This window comes from Oceanobacillus chungangensis (genome assembly GCF_003369565.1).
Taxonomy (GTDB): Bacteria; Bacillota; Bacilli; order Bacillales; family Amphibacillaceae; genus Oceanobacillus; species Oceanobacillus chungangensis.
Genome location: NZ_PIOD01000011.1, coordinates 256,373 through 281,532 on the forward strand (window position 1 = coordinate 256,373; position 25,160 = coordinate 281,532).

The 25,160-nt window shown below is 36.5% G+C and carries 22 protein-coding genes and 1 other annotated feature; all 22 genes read right to left on the reverse strand.

Annotated features, from left to right (window positions below; genetic code table 11):
- Window positions 1–11 precede the first annotated feature (11 nt).
- The 22 genes from pyrR to CWR45_RS11425 all read right to left on the reverse strand — a co-directional run bounded on the left by pyrR (window position 12) and on the right by CWR45_RS11425 (window position 25,103).
- The gene (pyrR, locus tag CWR45_RS11320; RefSeq protein WP_115749972.1) at window positions 12–551 is read right to left on the reverse strand and encodes a bifunctional pyr operon transcriptional regulator/uracil phosphoribosyltransferase PyrR; all 540 of its coding nucleotides are present in this window, start codon (window positions 549–551) and stop codon (window positions 12–14) included.
- Window positions 552–725: 174 nt separating this feature from the next.
- The gene (locus tag CWR45_RS11325) at window positions 726–1,637 is read right to left on the reverse strand and encodes an RluA family pseudouridine synthase (RefSeq protein WP_115749973.1); all 912 of its coding nucleotides are present in this window, start codon (window positions 1,635–1,637) and stop codon (window positions 726–728) included.
- Entirely contained in the window at window positions 1,634–2,104 is a 471-nt protein-coding gene (lspA, locus tag CWR45_RS11330; RefSeq protein WP_115749974.1) for a signal peptidase II, read from the reverse strand. Before lspA ends, CWR45_RS11325 begins: the two co-directional genes overlap by 4 nt.
- Window positions 2,105–2,643: 539 nt before the next feature.
- Window positions 2,644–5,400, reverse strand: coding sequence for an isoleucine--tRNA ligase (gene ileS, locus CWR45_RS11335; RefSeq protein ID WP_115749975.1), 2,757 nt, complete (start codon window positions 5,398–5,400; stop codon window positions 2,644–2,646).
- Between the two features lie 149 nt (window positions 5,401–5,549).
- Window positions 5,550–5,798, reverse strand: a binding site (T-box leader).
- A gap of 67 nt (window positions 5,799–5,865) precedes the next feature.
- Entirely contained in the window at window positions 5,866–6,366 is a 501-nt protein-coding gene (locus CWR45_RS11340; RefSeq protein ID WP_115749976.1) for a DivIVA domain-containing protein, read from the reverse strand.
- Between the two features lie 91 nt (window positions 6,367–6,457).
- Entirely contained in the window at window positions 6,458–7,234 is a 777-nt protein-coding gene (locus tag CWR45_RS11345; protein ID WP_115749977.1) for a YlmH family RNA-binding protein, read from the reverse strand.
- Window positions 7,235–7,245: 11 nt separating this feature from the next.
- Entirely contained in the window at window positions 7,246–7,512 is a 267-nt protein-coding gene (locus tag CWR45_RS11350; protein ID WP_115749978.1) for a YggT family protein, read from the reverse strand.
- Between the two features lie 6 nt (window positions 7,513–7,518).
- Window positions 7,519–7,956: a cell division protein SepF gene (locus CWR45_RS11355; RefSeq protein WP_115749979.1), complete on the reverse strand. Its 438-nt coding sequence runs from the start codon at window positions 7,954–7,956 to the stop codon at window positions 7,519–7,521.
- A gap of 29 nt (window positions 7,957–7,985) precedes the next feature.
- Window positions 7,986–8,657 (reverse strand): YggS family pyridoxal phosphate-dependent enzyme, encoded by a 672-nt coding sequence (locus tag CWR45_RS11360; protein ID WP_211315964.1) that lies wholly within the window; start codon window positions 8,655–8,657, stop codon window positions 7,986–7,988.
- 24 nt (window positions 8,658–8,681) lie between these two features.
- Window positions 8,682–9,491 (reverse strand): peptidoglycan editing factor PgeF, encoded by an 810-nt coding sequence (pgeF, locus tag CWR45_RS11365; RefSeq protein WP_115749981.1) that lies wholly within the window; start codon window positions 9,489–9,491, stop codon window positions 8,682–8,684.
- A gap of 50 nt (window positions 9,492–9,541) precedes the next feature.
- Window positions 9,542–9,832, reverse strand: a complete 291-nt coding sequence (locus tag CWR45_RS11370) for a YlmC/YmxH family sporulation protein (protein WP_342770178.1) — start codon at window positions 9,830–9,832, stop codon at window positions 9,542–9,544.
- A gap of 715 nt (window positions 9,833–10,547) precedes the next feature.
- A complete protein-coding gene (sigG, locus tag CWR45_RS11375) occupies window positions 10,548–11,330 on the reverse strand; it encodes an RNA polymerase sporulation sigma factor SigG (RefSeq protein ID WP_115749983.1) in 783 nt (260 codons plus the stop codon).
- A gap of 122 nt (window positions 11,331–11,452) precedes the next feature.
- A complete protein-coding gene (gene sigE / locus CWR45_RS11380; RefSeq protein WP_115749984.1) occupies window positions 11,453–12,172 on the reverse strand; it encodes an RNA polymerase sporulation sigma factor SigE in 720 nt (239 codons plus the stop codon).
- 450 nt (window positions 12,173–12,622) lie between these two features.
- Entirely contained in the window at window positions 12,623–13,543 is a 921-nt protein-coding gene (gene spoIIGA / locus CWR45_RS11385; RefSeq protein WP_115749985.1) for a sigma-E processing peptidase SpoIIGA, read from the reverse strand.
- Between the two features lie 322 nt (window positions 13,544–13,865).
- Window positions 13,866–15,038 carry a cell division protein FtsZ gene (gene ftsZ, locus CWR45_RS11390; RefSeq protein WP_115749986.1) on the reverse strand — a complete coding sequence of 391 codons (1,173 nt, stop codon included), beginning with the start codon at window positions 15,036–15,038 and terminating at the stop codon, window positions 13,866–13,868.
- Window positions 15,039–15,140: 102 nt separating this feature from the next.
- Window positions 15,141–16,421, reverse strand: a complete 1,281-nt coding sequence (ftsA, locus tag CWR45_RS11395) for a cell division protein FtsA (protein ID WP_115749987.1) — start codon at window positions 16,419–16,421, stop codon at window positions 15,141–15,143.
- Between the two features lie 542 nt (window positions 16,422–16,963).
- Window positions 16,964–17,770 (reverse strand): cell division protein FtsQ/DivIB, encoded by an 807-nt coding sequence (locus CWR45_RS11400; protein WP_115749988.1) that lies wholly within the window; start codon window positions 17,768–17,770, stop codon window positions 16,964–16,966.
- A gap of 568 nt (window positions 17,771–18,338) precedes the next feature.
- Window positions 18,339–19,451 (reverse strand): stage V sporulation protein E, encoded by a 1,113-nt coding sequence (gene spoVE / locus CWR45_RS11405; RefSeq protein ID WP_115749989.1) that lies wholly within the window; start codon window positions 19,449–19,451, stop codon window positions 18,339–18,341.
- Window positions 19,452–19,538: 87 nt separating this feature from the next.
- Window positions 19,539–20,888 (reverse strand): UDP-N-acetylmuramoyl-L-alanine--D-glutamate ligase, encoded by a 1,350-nt coding sequence (murD, locus tag CWR45_RS11410; protein ID WP_115749990.1) that lies wholly within the window; start codon window positions 20,886–20,888, stop codon window positions 19,539–19,541.
- Entirely contained in the window at window positions 20,885–21,871 is a 987-nt protein-coding gene (gene mraY / locus CWR45_RS11415) for a phospho-N-acetylmuramoyl-pentapeptide-transferase (protein ID WP_115749991.1), read from the reverse strand. The genes murD and mraY overlap by 4 nt, the downstream gene beginning before the upstream one ends.
- A 395-nt stretch (window positions 21,872–22,266) precedes the next feature.
- Complete coding sequence (locus CWR45_RS11420; RefSeq protein WP_115749992.1) at window positions 22,267–23,628, reverse strand: UDP-N-acetylmuramoyl-tripeptide--D-alanyl-D-alanine ligase; 1,362 nt, start codon at window positions 23,626–23,628, stop codon at window positions 22,267–22,269.
- A gap of 2 nt (window positions 23,629–23,630) precedes the next feature.
- Complete coding sequence (locus tag CWR45_RS11425; protein ID WP_115749993.1) at window positions 23,631–25,103, reverse strand: UDP-N-acetylmuramoyl-L-alanyl-D-glutamate--2,6-diaminopimelate ligase; 1,473 nt, start codon at window positions 25,101–25,103, stop codon at window positions 23,631–23,633.
- Window positions 25,104–25,160: the final 57 nt, after the last annotated feature.

A 25,160-nucleotide genomic window follows, 5' to 3' on the forward strand; every position in this document is an offset into this window, starting at 1 on the left:
TGAATATTTTATTATTCATATATAGATACTGAATCAATGTCGTCAATTTCGTTTAATTGGACAACGATCACTTCTTTATCAGAAGTTGGTATATTTTTTCCTACATAATCTGCACGAATTGGCAATTCGCGATGTCCCCGATCAACTAGAACACCGAGTTGAATTTGGGAAGGTCTACCGATGTCCATTACAGCATCCATTGCTGCTCGCACTGTTCGCCCAGTAAAAAGAACGTCATCAACTAGAACAACTTTCTTGCCAGTAATATCATTATGAACTGAGGTGGATTTTAATTCTGGTTCCTCATTTTTGTTCGCTATTGTTAAATCATCACGATATAAAGTAATATCAAGCTCACCTGCAGGAACGTCAATCGACTCAATTTGCTTGATTTTATCCTGTAACCGTTTTGTAAGTGGTACACCTCTAGTCTTGATCCCAATTAATACAAGCTCTTCTCCACCCTTATTCTTCTCAAGAATTTCATGAGCCATTCTTGTTAGTGCACGGTTCATTGCTGCTGCATCTAATATCTCTGTTTTTTTCTTCATTTAAGTCTCTTCCTTTCTTCCTTAGAACAAGAAAAACCCCATTATCCATGAGGAAAAGGGGTTTTTACAATATATGTGTCTTACCATATATTTCACGTTCCTTTTTAGCCTCACAGGACTATTATTAAAGGTCATTTATAATTGTATTCATTATTACAGACTATCTTGTTTCTGTCAATACAATTTCTCAATATAATCAAGTACTTCTGCAAAATACGCTGGGGCTTCCGCTTGAAATTCCAACCATTCCTTTGTACGTGGATGGGTAAAACCTAATACTTTTGCATGTAATGCTTGACCATCTGTGTCCATTGTTTTTCTAGGGCCATATTTAGGATCCCCAACTAATGGATAGCCAATATATTTCATGTGTACACGAATTTGATGGGTTCTGCCTGTTTCCAGTCTACATTCTATATGTGTGTAGTCTGGGAAGCTTTTAATCACTTTAAAATGAGTAACAGCAGGTTTTCCATCATCAACAATCCCCATTTTCTGTCGGTCCTTAGGATCCCTACCGATTGGTGCATCAATTATCCCTGTTGAATGTGGGATTTCTCCGTGTACAATCGCCTCATACACACGGTTTACTTCCTTGGCAGACAATTGTTCTGATAAATTTACATGGGTAAAGTCATTTTTAGCAACAACTAATAGTCCACTTGTATCCTTATCAATTCGGTGCACAATTCCAGGTCTTTCGACACCATTAATTCCTGACAAATCTTTACAATGGTAAAGCAATGCATTTACTAGTGTACCACCTTGGTGTCCAGCTGAAGGATGAACAACCATCCCCTTTGGTTTATTCACTACCAATAAATCACTATCTTCATAGACAATTGTTAATGGGATGTTTTCCGCTGTTAATTCAAGTGGAACAACTTCTGGAATCGACCATTCCACCTCATCACCAGTCTGAACCTTATAGTTCGCTTTTACAATTACGCCATTCACTTTAACATGCTCCTTAACAATCCAGGTTTGCACCTGTGAACGCGACTCTTCCGGATTCAATTCCGATAAAAGTTTATCAATTCGTACTTTTGCTTGCTCCTCTGTTACTATATGTTGAAAAGAAGTCATTTCGTTGTTTTTCCTTTCTTTCTTTCATCAAGTATTGTTGCAATAATTACTAGAATTACACCAACCGTTAATGCAGAATCTGCGACATTAAATATTGGGAAGTTGTAATTAAAAATATAGAAGTTAAAGAAGTCTACAACTTCTTGGCGGAATAGACGATCAATGAAGTTACCAATCGCACCACCTAAAATAAAGCTTAAAGCGACTGCAAGAATTTTATCGTTTTTAGCATGCTTTTGCATATAATAGACTACACAGATTACAACAACAATGGTTACAATATAAAAAAACAGCATTTTCCCTTCTAAAATACCCCAAGCTGCACCTGAATTCCGATGTGAAGTAATATAAAAGAAATCTTGAATTACTGTAATAGATTCCCCGAGCTCCATCGTTTTTACAATGGTCCATTTCGTTAGTTGATCTATTGCAATGATAATGAGTGCGATAATGTAGTATAGAAACATCTGCTTTCCCCCGATTCTTTCCTAATTCCTATTTATCTTATACTTTACAACAAATAATTTCAACAATTACTACAGTCTTTTATTTCATTGCATGATTTTGTTTATAGGCTTTAACAAAAAGAATATATTTTTAGGTAACCTGTTAACTATAATGTGATATAAACTGCGAACTAACTACGGATGTCAAATACTCTTAGGCCGTTCGCTCCGAAAATACACTCCGCTTTCCGCGGGGGTTGGTGAGCCTTCTTGTGCTGTCGCACTTCAAAGTCTCACCGATGCCCTTCCTCCCACAGGAGTCTTCGTGTATTTTCTCCGCTGGGATTGTGTGAATTTCCTTATAAGGGAGGATGGAGTCTACCTCTCTTATGGCCGTTGATTGTAGCGGAGGACAGGAGACTCCTGTGGGAATAGCAATGGCTGAAGATCCAAGGGAATCAACATCACAAGTAGTCCGCAGTTTATCTAAAGAACTAAAAATTAGTCAAAGTATGCCTAAAGATAAAAATACTCCCCTGTTAAGAGGAGTATTTCTTAATTTAAGCTGTGTAATGCTCTTTCACTACAGTCGCACAACGTTCACATAATTCTGGGTGATCATGATCATGGCCAACTGAATTATCAGAAACCCAGCACCGTTCACATTTTTCACTTGGATGCTTCTCAACAACTACATCTACACATTTGTATTCTTTCGCATTTTCAGCTGCGTCCACAACATTTGCTTCTGATACGATTAAATATTGATGTAAATGCTCCATTGAAAGTAATACTTCTTTTGTTTGTTCATCTTTCGGCACTAGTGTTAATTTAGCTTCTAATGACTTACCAATTACCTTGTCATTTCTTGCTTCTTCTAATGCTTTCATAACATCATCACGAACAGCCATAAAGTGTTCCCATTTCGCTTCGATTTGCTCATAATCAGCAACTTCTCTTGCCTCAGGGATATCTGTTAACTGTACACTTTCTTCTTCTACACCTGGGATATATTCCCATACTTCATCAGTTGTATGTGGAATGATTGGTGTTAATAATTTAACCAAGGTAGTTAAGATTTCATAATAACCGGTTTGAATACTACGGCGGCGTTTATTATCTGCAGCCTCGATATATAGAATATCTTTCGCAAAATCTAAATAGAACGAACTTAGATCAATAGCACAGAAATTATGAATTTGATGGAAAATTGGTGAGAATTCATATTTCTCATAGTTCTCACGGACATCACTTACTACTTGTTGTAATCGATGAAGCATATAACGATCCACTTCTTCTAATTCTTGCTCTGGAATCCGATCTTTTGAAGGATCAAAGTCAGCTAAGTTTGCAAGCATAAAACGGAATGTGTTACGGATTTTACGGTATGATTCAGAAACTTGTTTTAGAATATCATCAGAAATTCGAACGTCTGCTTGATAGTCTACTGATGATACCCATAGACGCAAGATATCTGCACCAAGTTGCTTCTGAACCTTCGATGGAAGAATAACATTTCCTAGCGATTTACTCATTTTTCTTCCATTACCATCAAGTACAAAACCATGGCTGATAACATTTTTATATGGTGCTTTCCCTGTTACTGCAACAGCTGTTGAAATAGAAGAGTTAAACCACCCGCGATATTGGTCACTACCTTCTAAATAAATATCGGCAGGTCTTCTGTGATCCTCACGCCCAAGTAATACTGCCTGATGTGAAGAACCAGAATCAAACCATACGTCCATAATATCTGTTTCTTTCGTAAATGCTCCATTCGGACTATGCTCAGATGTGAATCCTTCTGGTAACAAGTCTTTTGCTTCACGTTCAAACCAAACATTAGAACCAAATTCTGCAAATAGATTTGCAACATGTTCAATCGTTTCATCTGTAATTATTGGTGTACCATCTTCACCGTAGAATACTGGAATTGGAACTCCCCATGCACGCTGACGGGAAATACACCAATCTTCACGATCCCTCACCATGTTATATAATCTAGTTTCTCCCCAGTTCGGGTACCAATTGATTTTCTTGATTTCGTCTAAAATATCATGACGGAAATCTTTAATTGATGCAAACCATTGTGCTGTCGCACGGAAAATAGTTGGCTTCTTCGTACGCCAGTCATGTGGGTATGAGTGCGTGATAAATGATAGTTTCAGCAAGGCACCTTCTGCTTCCAATTTCTCTGTAACTACTTTATTTGCGTCCTCATAAAACAATCCTTCAAACCCTGGCGCTTCTGCTGTCATGACACCTTTGTCATCAACTGGACAGAAAGCATCAATTCCATATTTCTTACATACATAAAAGTCGTCTTCCCCATGTCCAGGTGCAGTATGAACACAACCAGTACCAGCATCTGTAGTTACATGCTCTCCTAACATTACTAGAGATTCACGATCATAGAAAGGATGCTTCGCAACAACATGGTCTGCTTCTTTACCTTTAAATGATTTCACGACTTCTGGATTTTCCCAGCCTAATTCTTCGGCAACAGTTTCTAATAATGCCTGTGCCACAACATATTTATCATCATTTACTTTTGCAACAACATATTCTAAGTCAGGATGGATGCTAATTCCCAGGTTTGCAGGAAGTGTCCATGGTGTTGTCGTCCAAATGACAATCTTCTCATCACCATCTAATACATTCTTCCCATCGATAACATTGAACGCTACATAAATCGATGCTGAGCGTTTATCCTGATATTCAATTTCAGCTTCTGCCAAAGCAGATTCAGATGATGGGGACCAATAAACCGGCTTCAATCCTTTATAGATATAGCCTTTTTTCGCCATTTCACCAAAAACTTGAATTTGTGCTGCTTCATAATCCTTTGTTAAAGTAATATAAGGATTATCCCAATCAGCACGAACACCTAATTGTTTAAACTGATCACGTTGATTATTTACTTGACCAAGCGCATATTCTGCACATAGCTTTCTAAATTCAGCAACGCTCATTTCTTTACGTTTTACTTTTTTGTTTTTTGTAAGTGCTGTTTCAATAGGTAAACCATGTGTATCCCAACCTGGAACATATGGTGCGTGGAATCCAGTCATAGAGCGATAACGTGTAATAAAATCTTTTAAGATTTTATTAAGCGCATGCCCAATGTGTAAATCACCATTTGCATATGGAGGACCATCATGCAAAATAAATGTTGGTCTTCCTTTTGTACGTTCTAAATCCTTTTCGTAAATATTCTCTTCTCTCCATGCTTGTTGACGAACTGGTTCTTTATTTGGTAAATTTCCTCGCATTGGGAATGCAGTTTTCGGCATTAATAATGTGTCTTTGTATTCCATTGCTTCTTCCTCCTTAATTGATTTCCTTACGAATTCTGTTTTTAGAGAACTAAGGTTAGCCAAGCTTTTCGGTGACAACCTTAGTTGCATGTAGTAAGAAGGTTTTTATCTTTCTTATCTACTTAAATAGAAAAAGCCCTCTAATCCCAAAAAGGGACGAGAAGACTCGCGGTACCACCCTTATAAATTTAAAATAAGCAAATGCTATAATACTTTACTTGCATTCTTATTTTTAAATTCACTCGAATTCCGTAACGGGGAATACCGTCCATTATTACTTAATTTCCTAATGGATACTCAAGAGTGATTTTCTAGTAGTATCACTGTATCAGGCTTTCACCAATCCCTGATTCGCTTATCAGTAATTACTAATATACTGTCTCTATCATCGTATATAATATATTTATTATGTTACAATTCTGTAGTATGAATTATATGTAAAATTAAAGCTTTCGTCAAGACTTTCTATTTATTTTCAATTAAATCAAGATCTTCGCCTAGTTCAGCATCGAATAATTGATCCCAATCTTCTGTTACAATCATTTCTAATTGTGCTTCCACTAGCATTTTTAATCTTGTTCGGAATACTTTCGCTTGCTTCTTCAACTCTTCGACATCCATCGAAATTCTGCGTGATTTACTCAGGGCTTCATTAATAATTCGATCCGCATTTTTCTCAGCTTCTTTAATGATCAACTTCGATTCCTTCATTGCGTTTCCTTTTACTTCTTCAGCTGTTTCCTGGGCAACAAGAATCGATTTATTTAACGTTTCTTCTATATTAGTAAAATGCCCAAGTCTCTCTTCGAGCTGTGTTACTTTTTCCTTTAATTCCTTCTTTTCTCTAATTGCCATTTCATAATCTTTGATTACCTGATCCAGGAATTCATTTACCTCATCTTGGTCAAATCCACGTAAACTTTTCGTAAATGCTTTGTTATGAATATCTAATGGTGTTAATGGCACGATGGCCACCTCCTTGAATTTTAAACTTATTATATACAGCTTTAACTATCATTCGACAAAAATCTGTGAATTCCTGCAAGATCACAATAATTTATTTCATCATTGCAGTTGTAATTCGCCATTTGTCTTTTTTCGATTGACCGTTTATCGTTAATAGCTTACTTCTCCCCTTACCTCGTACAGAAATAAGATCGCCACGTTCAACGGTAAACTTTGCGTCCTCGACAACCCGATGATTAACCTTTACATATTGCCTTGTAATTAGGTCTGAAGCATCTTTTCTAGATATCCGGTAAATTTCCTTCACTACTGCATCTAAACGTAAAGAGGATACGGTTTTCTCAGCTTCAACCCAATCCGCTGCATTAGTTAATAAAGAATTACTTGTCTTTTCCTCAAACCTAATCGTAGCATTCTTAATCGATGTAAGATTCGTAATTACGTAAGAAGCGATGTCATCCGTCATAATGATTTGGATGGTTCCATCCTTTACATAAATATCTCCGAGCTTTTTTCGAATGATTCCCAGCGATAAAAAAGCACCCATCACATCTCGATGCTCCAATGTGACGAATTTATCCTGATATGTTGCTTGTAATAATGTTAGCTGAAAACTATTATTTGTAATTACTTCATAATAGGGTGCAATTACTACTCGCTTACGCTCGCTCTGTTCTGCACCACCAAATTGGTATAACTTTAATTCATCATTGCTTGTCCCAATTAACATCTCGATTATCTGTTGTTCACGAGGATCGAGGAAATCTGTTAATTTCAGTACAAACGTACGCTCTACCTGTTCCTTCCATGATAAAACCTGATCGATAAAGCCCTGTTCTTCTTTTCTAAAATGCTGATAGATATCCATGTTATCACCAATTAAAATAGGAACATTTCAAAGAATTCCAGTAATCCAATTCTTGCTAAGTACAAAACAAAAATTGCTACAATCGGTGAAAAATCAATCATGCCAAGAGGTGGAATAATTCTTCGGAAAACATCAAGATATGGTTCAACAATTTTTCCAAGCATCAATCCAAATGACGATTCACGTGCACCTGGAAACCAAGACATGAAAATGTAAATAATAATCGCAAAATTATAGATCGTTAATGCTGAATTTAGTATCCTATACAGTTCGTACATTGCGTGCTACCATCCTTTGTTATATTCATCTTCAGCGGCATAATTTTCTGAGATAGTTCCGGATACATCTACGTTATCTGGCGTACAGAGAAACGTTTCTGCTCCAAGTTTTTGAATATCACCATTAACGGCGTATACCGTGCCACTAAGAAAGTCAACAATTCGCTTCGCATGATCGTGATCCACCCGTTGCAGGTTAATAACGACCGCACGTCGATTGACTATATTATCCGCTATCTCCTGTGCTTCATTATAGTTTCTCGGCTCACATAATACAACTTTCGAAGATGGTTGTTGAACACTCGATAGACTTACGACATTTTGATTTTTAGGCTTAGGTGCTATATTTTTACTTGCCTCTGGTAATTCTGATTCTTCAACATATTCATATTCATACTCATCATCCATTGAAAAATAATTTTTTAATTTATTCTTAATGCTCATTGGTACACCTCACAATTATTTGATTTTGTTTAGTTTCCTACTAAGTTCGAACCAATCCGAATATGGGTTGCTCCTTCTTCAATTGCTATCTCATAGTCATTACTCATTCCCATTGATAAAAACGAACATGGTGCATGATCATAATTCTTAGATTGAATTGAATCTCTTAGCTCGGCTAGACGCCTAAATACGGATCGAATCTTTTCCTCATCATCTATATGGGGTGCCATCGTCATTAAACCGATAATATGAACTTTTTCATATGTTGTAAGGTTTTCAATAAATGGCATGACCTCTTCAGGAGCAAGCCCATGCTTTGACTCTTCTCCACTTACATTTACTTGAATGAAACAATCTACTTGATTGCTTGCTCGTTTATTTATTTCTTTAGCAAGGGAAAGGCGATCTAGTGAATGGAGGACATCTATCTTATCTATAATATCCTTAACTTTTCTAGATTGCAGGCTCCCAATGAAATGCCATTTTGCCTTTGTTCCAATTTCACTATATTTCTCTAAAAATCCTTCATTTCGATTTTCACCAATGTTTTCAATACCTGCTTCAATTGCCTCAACCGTTCGCTCTATTGTAACATATTTCGTTACCCCAATTATAGTAAGTTCATCTGATCTCCGATTACTTCGTCCACATGCTTCACTAATATTGCGTTTAATCTTCTCTAAATTTGTTACTACATCCACTATTTATTCCCCTTCCCAGCATCATCACTCTTGAAATCCTAGGAATCCTAACATTCTTCCTGTTTTTCCATTATCCCGTCTATGTGAAAAAAACAACGTTTCATCCTGATGTGTGCAATAATTTGTTACCTCTATATTATGACGTAATACTCCTGATTGTAAAAGGATTTCTACATTTAATTGCTTTAAATCTAATAAATAACGCTCATTGTCCAGTGGAATAACAGTTTTTTGTCTCTCTTCTTTAGAAATTGCCGTTATAACCCGATTATCGACTTCATATTCTGATTGCGATATTGATGGTCCGATAGCCACTAGTAAATTCTTTGCATCTACTCCAACTTCTGTTAATGCTTGCACCATTTGTTCTTGGATTCGATTTACTGTTCCTTTCCACCCTGCGTGGGCTATTCCAATATATTCTGTAACTGGATCGTAAAAATATAGAGGGACACAGTCAGCAAAAAAAGCTGTACAAAGTATCCCTTTTTTATTCGTTATCAGTCCATCTATCCCTTTAATTGCACTATCATAGGACGTAGCACCCCGTCCTTTATCACTGTCAACAATTATTTGTACATTCGTCCCATGTACTTGTTCACCGGAAACCCAATTTTCAAGTGGGATATTTAATGCGCTTGCTAAAAGGGTTCGATTTTCAATCACTGTTTCTGTCCTATCGTTTACATGCAGACCACAATTAAAGGAGTGAAATGGTGCCACACTTACCCCACCATTCCTTGTCGTAAAGCCCGCTCTCAGGTTGGGATTATGTTTCTGCCAATTTTCTATATGTAAATAGGATTCATTTGATTGTTTAAAAGGTTCCGCCATGCATTAGCCTCCTGAAAGTATGTTTGTACCATTTTATCATATTTTGCTATTTATTTATCTATTTTTGAAAAATGTGGCTCTGAAGAAAGGGTTTGATCATGAACATCTTTGACTAGGACGACATCGGAACCAATTCGAATAATCTGATCCCAGCGGATAACAAGCTCATCTACCTTTCCAAATAAACTGTTTCTTTTGTCTTTTGACATTAGAATAATTGCCGTTATTTTACCTGTATTCGTATTGATTTCAAGATCAGAAATATGCCCTAACCTCCGTCCATCATCAACAATTATCACTTCTTTTAATTGTAGTTCTGACAATTTTACCAATCTAATCACCGCCTTTATTTAACTATATGCAGGTGTTTTGGTTTTTTTCATATGGAAATAAAAAATAGAAGAAATCGTTTATTGCAAATACGATTTCTTCTATTTTTTAGCTTATTTCTTAAGGATAATAAAATAAAATGCAGACTAGCATAGTGCTTAGGGATCTCAGGCTAGTCGCTCCAGAAATACACTACACTTTTCGCGGGGAGCTGGTGAGCCTACTCAAGCTATCGCGATTCATAGTCTCACCTAGGCTCTTTTTCCCGCAGAAGTCTCCGTGTATTTCTTCCGCTGGAATAGTAAAGAATCATATATTATAGAGCGTCTTATCATGACAAACGATGTTGTTTGAAGTAACAATATAACCTTTTGAGTGAATATCTACTTCTCTAAAGATCTGATATCAAAAGTACCACTAATTCGCACATCAAAATCAGCTATCGTTTTAGACATATTGAACAGCCCGCTATACTTTTCTTTGTCCAGCTTCAACTCCTAGAGACTACCGTCATAAGCTGTTGACTCTTCAACGCGGAAAACCACGCGTTTTCGGTCCCCTGCTTATGCGTCCGTCTCTGGACAGTCGTTTCAGCATATCATTGTCCAGTACAGCGTGGGCTAGAGGCTCGAGTCATAGTCAATTGACTCTCCGAGCACGAAGATCATGTGCTCTACGGTCCCTTGTCTATGCTTTTCCCTCTGAACAGCCCGCTATACTTTTCTTTTATTCAAACATTTGTTTATTCATTTGGCTTATTGCTGCTTTTTCTAGGCGGGAAACTTGGGCTTGAGAAATTCCAATCTCATCTGCCACTTCCATTTGAGTTTTTCCTTGAAAAAATCGCTTGTTTAAGATCATTTTTTCCCGTTCATTTAAATTATACATTCCTTCTTTTAAGGAAATTTTATCAACCCAGGTTGAGTCTTTGTCTTTATCATCACTTATTTGATCGACAACAAAGATTGGATCCCCACCATCATTATAAATCGGTTCAAATAAGGATACAGGATCTTGGATAGCATCTAGTGCAAACACAATTTCTGAGTGCGGAATTTCCATTACTTCTGCAATCTCTGCTGGTGTAGGTTCTCTTGATGTCTTATTAATTAGTTTTTCCCTTACTTGCATCGCCTTATATGCAATATCTCTTAATGACCTCGATACTCTGATTGGATTATTATCACGTAAATACCTTCTAATTTCACCAATAATCATTGGTACAGCATAAGTAGAAAATCGTACATTATGTCCTAGGTCAAAGTTATCAATGGATTTCATTAAGCCAATGCATCCCACTTGAAATAGATCATCGACGAATTCTCCACGATTATTAAAACGCTGAATAACACTTAATACTAGTCTAAGATTCCCATTTACAAGCTCTTCTCGTGCGGATATGTCTCCTTCTTGCTGCATTCTAACAAACAGCTTCTTCATTTCGTCATTCTTAAGCACAGGTAGCTTCGATGTATCAACACCACATATTACAACTTTATGTCTAGTCATTCTGTTAACCCTCCCAGATGGTGATGCTGTTCATGGTCATTATCACCAACTGGAAAAGTTTTTATGCAACGTCAATAGCTTGAAAAAATTGCCATATCATATCAAAACTTGATAGGAAAAGCTTAAACCATTTTATTAAATTCTTTTTGCAGTCTACGTATAATCTTTTTTTCTAATCTGGATATGTAAGATTGTGAAATCCCTAACATATCTGCTACATCTTTTTGTGTTTTTTCTTCATCGCCAATTAGTCCAAACCGTAGCTCCATTATTTGTTTCTCACGATCATTTAATTGGGATAATGCACTTTTTAATAGACTTTTATCAACGTTAGATTCTAAGTTCTTTGTAATAATATCATCATCTGTCCCAAGTACATCTGATAATAATAATTCATTTCCATCCCAATCGATATTTAACGGTTCATCAAAGGATATTTCTGATTTAAGCTTATTATTTCTTCGTAAATACATTAAGATTTCGTTTTCGATACATCTTGATGCATATGTCGCCAATTTAATATTCTTTTCAGGATTAAACGTGTTTACAGCTTTAATAAGACCGATAGTGCCAATACTTATTAAATCCTCAATATTTATCCCAGTATTTTCAAATTTACGAGCGATGTAAACGACCAAACGTAAATTACGTTCAATCAAAATTGCTCGCGCTGCTTTATCCCCTTTTGGCAGTTTTACGAGTAATTCCGCCTCCTCTTGCTTTGAAAGGGGTGGCGGGAGTGCTTCGCTGCCACCGATATAGTATATTTCATCTGATTTTATCCCTAGTTTAATTAATAGCTTATACCATCTTAAACGTAAACGAATAAACCACACCTTCATGTCACATCTCCCCTTTTGATAATCATATTTGATTGGCTGATTATAAATAAGATAAATTCCTTTTAAAGTAATGGATGATAAGTAGCAGTTGATATAAATTGCGAACAAGTGACAATTGTCTCTTTAATATCTAGACAGTCGTTACTATTTAACACGAGTATCGAGTAAGTTACTACAGTCACCGTTAATAGTTAGTGGATTTGCCATTCTTTTGTTTCTAGATTCTACTCTATCTTCAGCGGAAGAAATACACGGAGACTCCTGCGAGAAGAAGAGCCTAGGTGAGACTTCGAAGTGCGCCAGCACTAGAAGGCTCACCAGCTCCCCGCGGAAAGCGTAGTGTATTTCTGGAGCGACTGGCCCGTGATCTCTCTTCAATCCAAACTAGTTCGCAGCTTATACAAATAGCAACAAACAATGTAAATGAGCTATTTTCTAAGCTTTTTTCCTCTATGCTGAATGTACAGTTGCTAACTTAATTATTTGCGGTTGGAGCAAACAATGATAACTTCCGTCCTTCACTAATTCTGCAAACTGGATACCAATTAATAACTTTGTTGACACTATTTTTTGCTCATTATAATAGACAATTAACTGCTCAGGACGGATGGTGATTAGAAACATACTCTTTCCTTGTACATCTTGATATGGAACGATTTGAATCTTATTTTCCCAATTTCTTGGAAGAATTTCGAAATCTAACGTATCCTGTGCTGCTTTTAATAATTCCCATTCTTCATCAGTAAACCACTGTTTAAGGAAAAATTCGTCACAAATGATTACTGGCTTCTTTGATAATGGATCGACTAATTGATTACCACTATCAATATAGCCGGTCGTTGAAAAACTTTGATTACTAATCTGAATCGTTACCGTATAAAGTTGATCATAGCGAATTTTCTCCATCACATGCTTGTCCATACGGGACTTGGTAAACAACCACACAATAGGAAAGCCTACTACAACGAATAACCAGCTAACAGGGTCCCCATATCCGCTTGTAAAGGTAAGCAAACTATTCTCCGACATCCCAATTGGGTTTTGTATGAGAAAATGTAAACCGATTAATCCACCCCCAATAGCAAAGGTAGTAAAATAAAATAACAAAAGTAGTCTAAAAAATCGATAAATTGATCGATAACCGAACGTACTAAATATGATAAGTGCAGAATAGAGTATTTTTCCAAATACACTTGTAATAAATGAATCTGGAAAATATATCGTAATGGGTACTAACAACGAAGCAATAAAAGCCCCTAAAAGAATGCTTCGCTTTCTCGAATTTTCTCGGGATAGAGCCTGTGTCAATAAGAGCAGCATCATATCTAAGAAAAAATTTAAAGCCCAAACGGCATCAAGATAAATGGTCAACAAATTCTTCCTTCCCTCGTGAGTTTATGATTGCCTATATGATTTTCCCAACTTCAATTACTATTTTTTTATTAGAGGAGTTAATGAGAAGTATATCGATATTCATAAGCAAAGTCTGTCACTTCTTGTAAGCAGATTGGGGCTAATTTTAACTAGTTATTGAAAAGTTTGTCATTCACAAAAAAGGAATTGAGTATGTGTTAAGTACAGAGGCTAAGGGGTATTGTATATTGTTTGTAGAGATAATTAGTTGTGAAAAACAAAAAATAGCAAGCAGGAAGCTAGAAGTAGCTACCTGCTTGCTATTTTTGTTATCTATCATTTAGCGATTTCGATTACGGTTTCTTAAAAATGTTGGAATATCCAGTTCGTCTTCTTCATGGCGCTGGCGTTGAGGCTGTGCTTGGGCTTGCTCACGTTCTCTTTCACGTTCGCGCTCACGCTGCTGTGGTGCAGCTTCTTCATTTGCTTGTGTTGCTGCATGTTGACTATGATTAATGACTGGACGTTGATGTTTCACTTTTGCTTCCGGCTTTTGGATTGATTCATCAAAACCAGTTGCAATAACTGTTACAACAATTTCATCATTTAAGTCTTCATTAATTACAGAACCGAAGATAACATTAACTTCTTTGTCTGCTGCAGAGGTTACTAAGTCAGCAGCTTCCTGTACTTCATACAAGCTTAAGTTTGTTCCACCGGTAATGTTCATTAAAATACCATGTGCACCATCGATAGATGTCTCAAGTAATGGGGATGAAATTGCTTTTTTAGCAGCTTCCATCGCCCGTGATTCACCAGTTGCAATCCCAATTCCCATTAATGCAGATCCTTTGTCGTACATGATAGTCTTCACATCGGCAAAGTCAACATTAATTAACCCAGGTTTTGCAATAAGGTCTGAGATACCTTGTACACCTTGTCTTAAAACATTATCTGCTTCACGGAAAGCTTCTAACATTGGTGTATTTTTATCTACTATCTCTAATAAACGATCGTTTGGAATAACAATAAGTGTATCCACACTATCTTTTAATGTTTCGATTCCCGAAATTGCTTGTGTCGAACGTCTTCTTCCTTCAAATGAGAATGGTCGTGTTACAACACCAACAGTTAATGCCCCTAAATCTTTTGCAACTTGAGCAATAACCGGTGCCGCACCTGTTCCAGTTCCGCCACCCATACCAGCTGTTACAAAGACCATATCGGCACCTTTCAACACTTCTTCAATTTGTTCTTTACTTTCCTCTGCAGCCTTTTTACCAACTTCTGGATTTGCACCTGCACCTAATCCACGTGTTAACTTTCCGCCAATTTGAATCTTAAGCTCAGCCTTGGATAAGTTCAATGCCTGTGAATCAGTATTTACAGCAATAAATTCTACACCTTCTACCCCATGTTCAATCATTCGGTTAACAGCATTGTTTCCGCCGCCACCGACGCCTATAACTTTTATCGTCGCTAATTCATCAAGATTTGTATCAAACTCTAACATATTTGTTCCTCCTAATATGCAAAATAACAAGAGTACCAGAAGCTAATGCACATCACTTATTTTAATAAAACTATTAATCTAAGTCATTACTATTTTCAAAGATTAATCAAAGAAATATTTAAAAAGATTAGCCATTCCAGATTCTTTTTTCTTCTTTTCTTTCGGTTCATTGGTCTTTTCTTGTTTTTGATTTCGTTTTGGTTTTGGTTCATTTGAACTAACAGTTACAGAAGGATATAGTTCTTTCCCTTGTATTTTCGCATTTCGATGTGCGAATTGCAAAATCCCTACTCCAGCCGTAAATTGTGATTCTCGAACACCTATGTAATCAGGTATCGCGATGCGAACATTCGAACGGAATAAGTCTTGAGCTAATTCTAAAACTCCTGGCATCATCATTGTACCACCTGTCAATACATAGCCACCAGGTAATTCTTGGTAACCCATTTTTCTGATTTCTCGTTCAGCAAATGCATATATTTCTTCTAATCTCGCTTCAATCATATCAGCAATTTGTAGTTGATTATACGTTTGCTTTGTATTGCTTCCAATAATTGAAATTTCAAAGGTTTCATCTTCTTGGGCATCATCGTAAAATGCATGACCATAATTTAATTTGACAGCCTCTGCTTCCTCTGTTGAAGTTCGGAGTCCGATAGATAAATCCTTCGTAATATTGTCCCCGCCTAAGCTTAGAACACTAGTAGATACTAGATGATCATTTTCAAAGATGGAAACTGTTGAGCAGCCACCACCAATATCAATTAGTGCTACTCCCATATTCTTTTCATCTTTTGACAAAGCAATGGTTCCAGCTGCTAATGGTTGCAAGCAAATATCAGATACTTGTAAGTTCGCACGTTCAACACATTTTAAAATATTATGCAAGACAGTTTTTGAACAAGTAATAATCGTACCTTCCATTTCTAAGCGTACACCAATCATACCTCGAGGATCCGTAATTTCATCCAACCCATCAACAATAAATTGCTTCGGTATGACATCGATTATTTCGCGTTCTGGTGGAATTGAGATTACTTGCGCACCATCAATTACTCGCTTAATATCTTCGTCGCCAATTTCGCGATTTTCACTTTGAACTGCAACAACACCGTGACAAGGCTGTAATTGTATATGGTTTCCATTAATACCAACTATCACACTTTCAATATGCATGCCAACCATACGCTCAGCTTGTTCAATTGCACTTCTTATTGATTGAACGGTTTGATCAATGTCTACAATCGCACCTTTTTTCATCCCATTTGATTTGGCCGTACCAACACCAATAATATTTAGCGAATCATTTAATACTTCTCCAATTATTACTTTAATTTTTGCTGTTCCTATATCAAGGCTTACTAGTATTTCACTATTTTTCAATGAAAGGCACCTCCAATTTCAAAAAACAATTGCTTTAATAGTAACTATACCTCAAACTATTATACAAAAATCGATCCACTCACAGTGGAAAATTTATCTTTTTCTGCTATTCGATATAAATTCTCTATACACATATAGTTCAATACCTACCCACTTTTCACTAAGAAATATAATTATTAATTAAGGAAAATCTAATAATAAACCTTGGGTACTCATAAACTATTATTTTAAAGGAATTTCAGTGAAAAAGAAAATGATACATAGTTAATTCCACATCCGGACGGCATTTCCCTTTATTTTAAGATAATAAAGTACAGATTTTATCTTTTACATTTAGGTTGCTCTATATAACTTGGATAACTAGACTATAGCCACCGTTTAATCGCAACACCAAAACAGCCCACATCCCTGGGGGCAGTCCGCACATCGTTTCATGGCGTTTAAGTTTCGTTCTGGTTGAATTATTATCTAAAGCAGGCGATTGTACCGCCATCGTATAGTTATTCGATTATGGTTATGTTTATATGACTTTAAAAAAGAATTTATTCCGTTGTATTATCTTCTTCTATCCTATCAATTTCTTCCTCATCACTCGCTGGTCTTTTTTCAAATGATTCAAAGTAAACGCCCACTCCAAGATGAATAATCCCTTTGCTTTTTGGGTCTAATTGAGCAACAATTGATGGATAAACTTCCATCTTATCCGAAAAATCACGAATCGTTGCATCAACCAAATAACCATCATTCATATAAAGTAAAATTTTATTCTTATTTTCATCTGTAGGCTGCCAGTGAATTTCAGAGATAAGAGCAGAAATAGTAGATGGTAATTCATTAAGCTCTTCAGCCATTTTATGTAAGTATTCCTCTTCTGTGAATCCTAAGATTAATGGAGATTTACCGTTAAATGAAGATTGGCCTAGCTGATTTATCATTACACCATTTCCTAAAATTGGAAAATAGTTAGTTTCTTCCTTCGTGTAACCGACAATTTTGTATTCATTTACTTTAATATCCACTGTCCAAGGTAGTTTCCTAGATACTTCAACAGATTCAATAATTGGATTTTTAGTTAGTAAATCTTCCGTATGCTTTTGATTAAGCATCCAAATATTTGTATCCATTGTCAAACCGCTTTGTTCGATAATCGATTCATTGGAAACATGTGTATTGCCATGGACTTGAATAGTTTTAATGTTACTTAAAGGTGATTGTAAATAGACAATAATTGAGATTAAGAAGAAAAAAATAGAAAGATAAAAAATTAATCGTCGATTTGCTTTTTTCTTGCGAGCTTGTTTCAATTTCGGAATTCGATCCTCAATTGAGACAATGTTCTTTTTGCTCATCCCCATTTCTTCCTTTTTTCATTATTTAAAGAATAAACGACAGCATTTGTTGCCGCTTCAATCTAGTTACTAGAATTATATCATAAAATATCGTGAAACACGTAGTTTACTACGATTTGTTTTGCTTTTTTTATCGTTTAGAAATATGAACACGTTAAAATTACAAATCTTACCTTTAATCTGGTAAAAATCGACCTTAAATTGACTCAAAAAACAAGCTTACGTTGCATCATTTTTCACTATTCATATAAAGTGCGAACTATGAGCTATATTAATTTCCGCTGCTGACAGTCGCTTTCCGCGGGCAAATCTTCATCTCCAGCGGAAGAAGAGCACTCCTGAGGGAGGAAGGGCCTAGGTGAGACTTCGTGTGCATCAGCACAAGAAGGCTCACCTAGGCCCCCGCGGAAAGCGTGGTGTATTTCCGAAGCGGTCGGTCCATGAGCGTTGAGGTTCTTAAGTCACGTCACAGTTTATATCAACTTGTTATCATCGCAGCAATCGATTATTCCAAGCTTTTTTCAGAGTGCCTCTTGCCTATTTATTTTTCCATTCTATTCAATTACTACTAAATCTTGGAATGGATGCTGATATTCAACAGGATACCAACAGAGCATAATGTTAATGTTAGTGAGGATCCGCCGTAGCTCAAGAATGGTAAGGTAATTCCTGTAACAGGGATTAATCCAATCACAACGCTTATATTAATCATCGCTTGAATCGTTAACATTACGACAATCCCTAATGCGAGAAATCTTCCGAATAAATCTGGTGCCTCAAGTGAAATCTTTATTCCTCTCCATAAAAGCAGTAAAAACAAGCCAATAATAAAAATACCTCCGATATATCCTAGCTCCTCTGCAAGTATTGCAAAGATAAAGTCAGTTTGAGGCTCTGGTAAGTAAAAATATTTCTGAAGGCTATTTCCTAAACCAAGCCCCATTAATCCCCCAGGTCCAATAGCATATAAAGACTGGATAATTTGAAAACCATCACCTAATGGATCTTCCCATGGATCTAAAAACGCAGTAATTCTTTTAATTCTGTATGGTGCTGATGCGATTAATAGAACAAAACCAATAACTCCAAGTGCTGCTAGTCCAAAAAAATGAGATAATCTTGCACCAGCAACAAAAATCATAACGATACAAGTTAAAACTAAAACTAATCCCGTGCCAAGATCTGGCTGCAGCATAATTAATCCGAATGCCGTAAATACTAGTAACAAACAAGGGATAAATCCTTTTCTTAGAGACGTAATGTATTTTTGACTAGTTGCTAACAAACTAGACAGAAAAATAATTAATCCTAATTTCATAAATTCAGAAGGCTGAATACTAAATGCGCCAACACCAATCCAACTTTGTGCTCCCCCACGCACCAGACCTACTCCAGGGATAAGTACTAGTATTAGCATAATAAAACAAATTAACAAAATAACTCTGCTATACCTTTTCCAGTTGCTATACGGAATAACCATGATTGAGAACATCGCAATTACACCTACACCACCAAAGAGTATTTGCCGTTTTAAATAAAAAAATGCATCACCAAACTTATATTCTGCCCAGACATAGGAAGAACTAAATACCATTATCATACCCACCGTGAGTAAAGTTAATATTATCGCTAACAAAAGAAAATCCGGTTTATTTTTGTCCTTCAATAGTTTTTGTAACAAAAAAATACCCCTTTCCTTGTAATTGGAATAGGGGTAGTATCGTATCTCGATGACTAATATTTAATTGCGACTGATTAATACAAGCCCCTATACTAGTTTATGCACGGCTTGTATAAACATGTCACCTCTTTCTTCAAATGTCCGATATTGATCCCAGCTAGCACAGGACGGAGATAGTAGAATGACATCGCCAGCATTGGAAATTGCATATGCCTTCTTAACTGCCTCGTCTACATTTTCGACTAATTCCATCGTTTCGATGCCTGCTTGATGACCAAGTTCTTGTAATTTTCCTTTTGTTTGACCGAATAACACCATCGCTTTTACGCTGCTTAAATATGGCAATAAATCCGTGAATTCATTCCCACGATCAAGACCACCAGCTAACAATATCGTAGGCTGCTTGAACGCTGTTAATGCCTTTTGTGTTGCCAGCAAATTAGTAGCCTTTGAATCATTATAAAATAAACGGCCATCAATTGTGTCAATATATTGTAAACGATGCTTCACACCCGAAAAGGTAGTCAATACCTTACGTATACCTTCATTGGTTGCTCCATCTAATTTAGCCGCTGCAACTGCCGCAAGAATATTTTCAATGTTATGATCACCAACTAATACGACTTCATTAAGTTTCATCACTTTTTCATCTTTAAAATAAATCCATTCATCATCAATCCAAGCACCATTTTCTAAGTTTCTCTTTGTGGAGAAAGGAATTAATAATGCTTTTGCATGCCTCACTGCATCAGTAATGACTGGATCATCCGCATTATATACTAAATAATCATCACTCGTTTGTTGCTTAAAGATATTGCATTTTGCTTGTACATAATGTTCCATTGTTTTGTGATAATCTAAATGTGCTTCAAAAATATTTAATAAGACAGCAATTTTTGGCCTAAACTTATTAATTCCTAGCAACTGAAAGGAAGATAATTCTAAAACAAGCGTTTCTTCTTTTTTAAGTGATTGTGCTGCATCAATCGCAACAATCCCAATATTACCTGCTACCTTAACTGGCTGATTACTCTTCTCTAACATTTCGGTCACTAAAGTTGTCGTTGTTGTTTTTCCATTTGACCCTGTAATGCCAATAATTGAACCCTCTACAAGGCTATATGCAATTTCTATTTCGGTAATGATTGGAATATTACGTCTCTCAGCCTCGACAATTATTGGATTTTCATAAGGAATGCCTGGATTTTTTACGATAATTTCAATATCATCGAGAACTTCAAGTGGATGTTCACCAACAATCACTTCCGCACCTAAGGCTTGAAGTTGCATCACAACTTCATCTTCCTTCGTTGCATTTCGATCATTCACTCGTACTTTTTTATCGTTTGCTAATAACACTTTAGCAGCTGCTGTGCCACTTTTTGCAAGACCAAGCACAAGTGCATGGGAAAACGGGAAATCATTTAATTTTTTCAATTTATGCCCACCTCAATAAAAATGCCTAGCGCGGCAAAAATAATTCCAATGACCCAAAATGTAGTGACAACACGCCATTCTGACCATCCTACTAATTCATAATGATGATGTAGCGGACTCATTTTAAATACTCTTTTTCCTGTTGTCTTAAAGGAAATGACCTGAATAATAACCGAAAGAGTTTCAATTACAAACACGCCGCCAATAACAACCAGAAGTATTTCTGTTTTTGTTAAAATCGCAACAGCTGCAATTGATCCTCCAAGTGCCAATGACCCTGTATCCCCCATAAATACTTTAGCAGGGTGTGCATTAAACACTAGAAACCCTAAAAGTGCGCCTACAACAGCTAATGTAAAGATACCTATTTCGGCCTGTGCCCCAAGATACCAGGCAATAATTCCAAATGCTCCGAAAGCAATTACCGCGGTTCCAGAAAGCAGTCCATCTAATCCATCTGTTAAATTTACTGCATTAGAAGCACCTACAAGCATTACAATAATTAATAATGCGTATGCCCATCCAAGTTCCCACTGAATATCTGTCCCAGGTATTTGGATATATGTAGGGAAATCCTGACTTCGTAAAATAAAGAAAAATATGAGAGCAATGATAATTTGTCCAATAAATTTCTGCAAAGATGTTAATCCTAAATTTCTTTTTAATGCTACTTTAATATAATCATCTAAAAATCCTAAAAGGCCGTAGCCCGCAAGTACAAATAACAATAGCCAGAACTCATACCCAATGGAATCTTCTGACACTCGATTAACCATAATGAGCGATGTAATGACAATACTCAAAATTATCATAATCCCGCCCATTGTTGGTGTACCAGTCTTTTTCAAATGTGATTGGGGTCCTTCTTCTCGGATGCTTTGTCCAAACTTTAATCGTCTTAAAAATGGAATAAAAATCGGAGACAAAAGGACGGTGATTAGAAATCCTATTGCTATAGTAATTAGTAACACAGTTATATTCATTGTTATTCCTCCTCTTACCTTTACCGTCCGTTATAAAGGATGTTCAAAAAGTCCGGTAAAAATGACACATCGATGTTTCTATTTGGCTTGCTTTTCCGTTCCTTGGAATAGAAAAAACGCTTTTCCTCCGTGCAGGATCGTTTGCTCACGCTCAAACAGTCAAGGAACTTTTACTATAAACGTCCACGTCCTGTGGACAACGTAGAAGTCACCACATCCTGTGGAAGCCCGCTAAAGGGAGCTACGCCGCCTCGAACTTTCGACGCCCAGAACGGGTTAGTGTCGGCATTGCAACAAATCTTTTCGATGGGGCGAGTAATCGCAGCCCCAGGACGTTGCGTTCTTAGCCGACGCGGTCATTTTTATCCTCTTTTTGAAAACGCACTTATAGTGGATTAGTTCAGTATTTCTTTAATTAATGTTTCAAATTGCAATCCCCTAGATGCTTTGAACAAAAGGATTGTTTCTTTTTCTAAATATGGTTCAAGTGCCTGAAGTAATGCATCTTTTTCTGTAAAATGATTACATTCAATTTTCTCATTTTTCTTCAATACAGCTGTCGATATGGCCTTAGAATAATTGCCATACGTATAGACCGCAGTTATTGGTGAATGTATCACGTCCGCGATTGACTGATGCATTTGTTCCGAATGTTCCCCTAATTCCAGAACGTCACCAAGAACCAATATCTTGTTCTTAAATCCTTTCATCTGCTTCACTACCTCTATCGCAGCTTTCATCGATGTTGGCGATGCATTATATGCATCATTAACGATGGATACGTCGTGTCTACCGTTCATCAATTCAAAACGCATGGAGGTCTGCTCTAAATCAAGCAACGCTTTCTTTCGTTTATTTAAATCTATTCCCAATTGCTCCCCTAATATAATAGCATATGTTGCGTTTTTTGCGTGATGTTTTCCTAACAATGGAACATCATAATCTGTGCTATCAGATAAAACAAAACTCGTTACTTCTAACGAAATCTTTACATCGCTGATTACAATGTCGTTTTCAACATTAAATCCGCATGCTATCGTATTTGGATAATTATTATGTTGGGTTAGCAAGGGTTCGTCGCCATCGATTATTAAGACACCATCATTCTTTAATCCATTAATTATCTCTAATTTTGCTTTGGCAATACCTTCCCTTGAGCCAAGGTATTCGATATGAGATTCGCCGATATTTGTAATAATCGCATAATCTGGCTTAGCAATTTTTGATAATAAATCTATTTCTCCAAAACCGCTCATCCCCATTTCAAGTACGAGCACCTCTGTGTTTTTCTCCATTGATAAAATCGTCAGTGGTAAACCAATATGATTATTAAAATTACCATCCGTATAATGGGTAATATATGTAGATTTCATCATCGCAGCAACTAAATCTTTCGTTGTTGTCTTTCCGTTCGAACCAGTGATGCCAATCACAATTGGATTTACATACTCGCGGTAATTGGTTGCAAGCAGCTGTAATCCGGTAAGTGTATCCTCAACAAAAAAAACAGGGAAATCCGTCGGTATGAATGCTGGAAGGCTTCTTCCCTTCTCCCATAAAACTGCAACAGCTCCATTATTAATGGCCTGTTTCACATAATCATGCCCATCGAAATTATCACCGACAATCGGTACAAATAAAGATTTCTTTAATTGTACACGACTGTCAGTATTAACTGCTTCAATTTCAATTAATATTTTTGCATCACCACGGTAGTCCGTAAATTGTTCAGATAACCAGTTAGTAGTAAATAACATATTCATTTCTCCTTAGCTTTTATTGCTTCTCTTGCTATTTCGCGATCGTCGAAGTCATATTTTACATGACCAATTTGCTGATAGGTTTCATGACCTTTCCCTGCAATTAATACAATATCATCGTTACTAGCATATTGAATAGCTTTATTTATTGCTTTTTTTCGGTCAACAATGACTTCAAATTTCGCTGTATCTGTCAGCTCTATTATCATATCTTCTATAATCAAGTTAGGGTCCTCTGTTCTAGGATTATCCGATGTAAAAATTGCATAGTCTGCATATTGTATGGCAATTGCTGCCATTAATGGACGCTTAGAGCGATCACGATCCCCTCCACACCCGACGACAACATAGACTTTTCGCTTTGCTATTTCCTTGCTAGTCTGCAGGACATTTTCTAGTGAGTCTGGTGTGTGTGCGTAATCGACGATGACACCAAATGATTGTCCTAGCGATACTGTTTCAAATCGTCCATCTACCCCTTGAATATTATCCATAGCAGTATTTATGATAGTTAAGGGAATATTTGCAGCAATTGCAGCGGCAGTAGCAGCTAGCATATTATATACATTAAACATACCAATTAGTTTACTATTTACAACGATATTGCCAATTGGTGTTATTAATCGGAATTGGCTTCCTTTAGCAGACAATGTTATATTGCTAGCCATAACATCTGCTTGATTTTTACATCCGTACGTGATAATTTCCTGAGCTGTACTACGCTTTAATATCCTACAAGCTGAATCATCCTGATTAATTATAGCAAACTTTTTTTTATTATTATGATAGCTATTCCCTAATTGGGCAAACAGCAGACTTTTAGCATGTAAATAATCATCTAAAGTTTTATGATAATCCAAATGATCCTGTGACAAGTTCGTAAAGATTGCAATGTCAAATTCACAACCATACACCCTTCCTAAATCAAGTGCGTGCGAGGAGACTTCCATGATTGTTTGTTCCACGTTGGCATCAATCATCTGACGAAATGTTCGTTGCAAAATTAACGCATTCGGTGTCGTATTCTCAATTGGATATACTTGATTACCTATTTTTGTTTGTATCGTTCCAATTATACCAGTTTTGACATTATTAGTATTGAATATTTTTTCAAGCAGATAGGTAATCGTTGTCTTGCCGTTTGTTCCTGTAACACCGATTAGCGGAAGCTTATCCGTTGGGTATTGATAGAACTTCGCTGCAAGCATTGCTAAAGCCCTATTAGTGTCCTGCACATTGATTACTGGGACTGAACAATTAATTGGCTGCTCTGCTACAATTGCTGCCGCTCCATTGTTCACTGCTTCATCAACATATTGATGACCATCCACTGTAAATCCGTTGATACAAATAAATAAACATCCATGCTTTACCTCACGAGAATCGATTGCAATATCCGATATCTCTACATCCTTAAAGAATGAATTTCTGTTATAAAAAGATAGACTCGAAAGCAATTCCTTTAATTTCATAACAAACATCCTTTATTCATTAATGACCAACTAATTGACTTTATCCAGGCGTGCTAA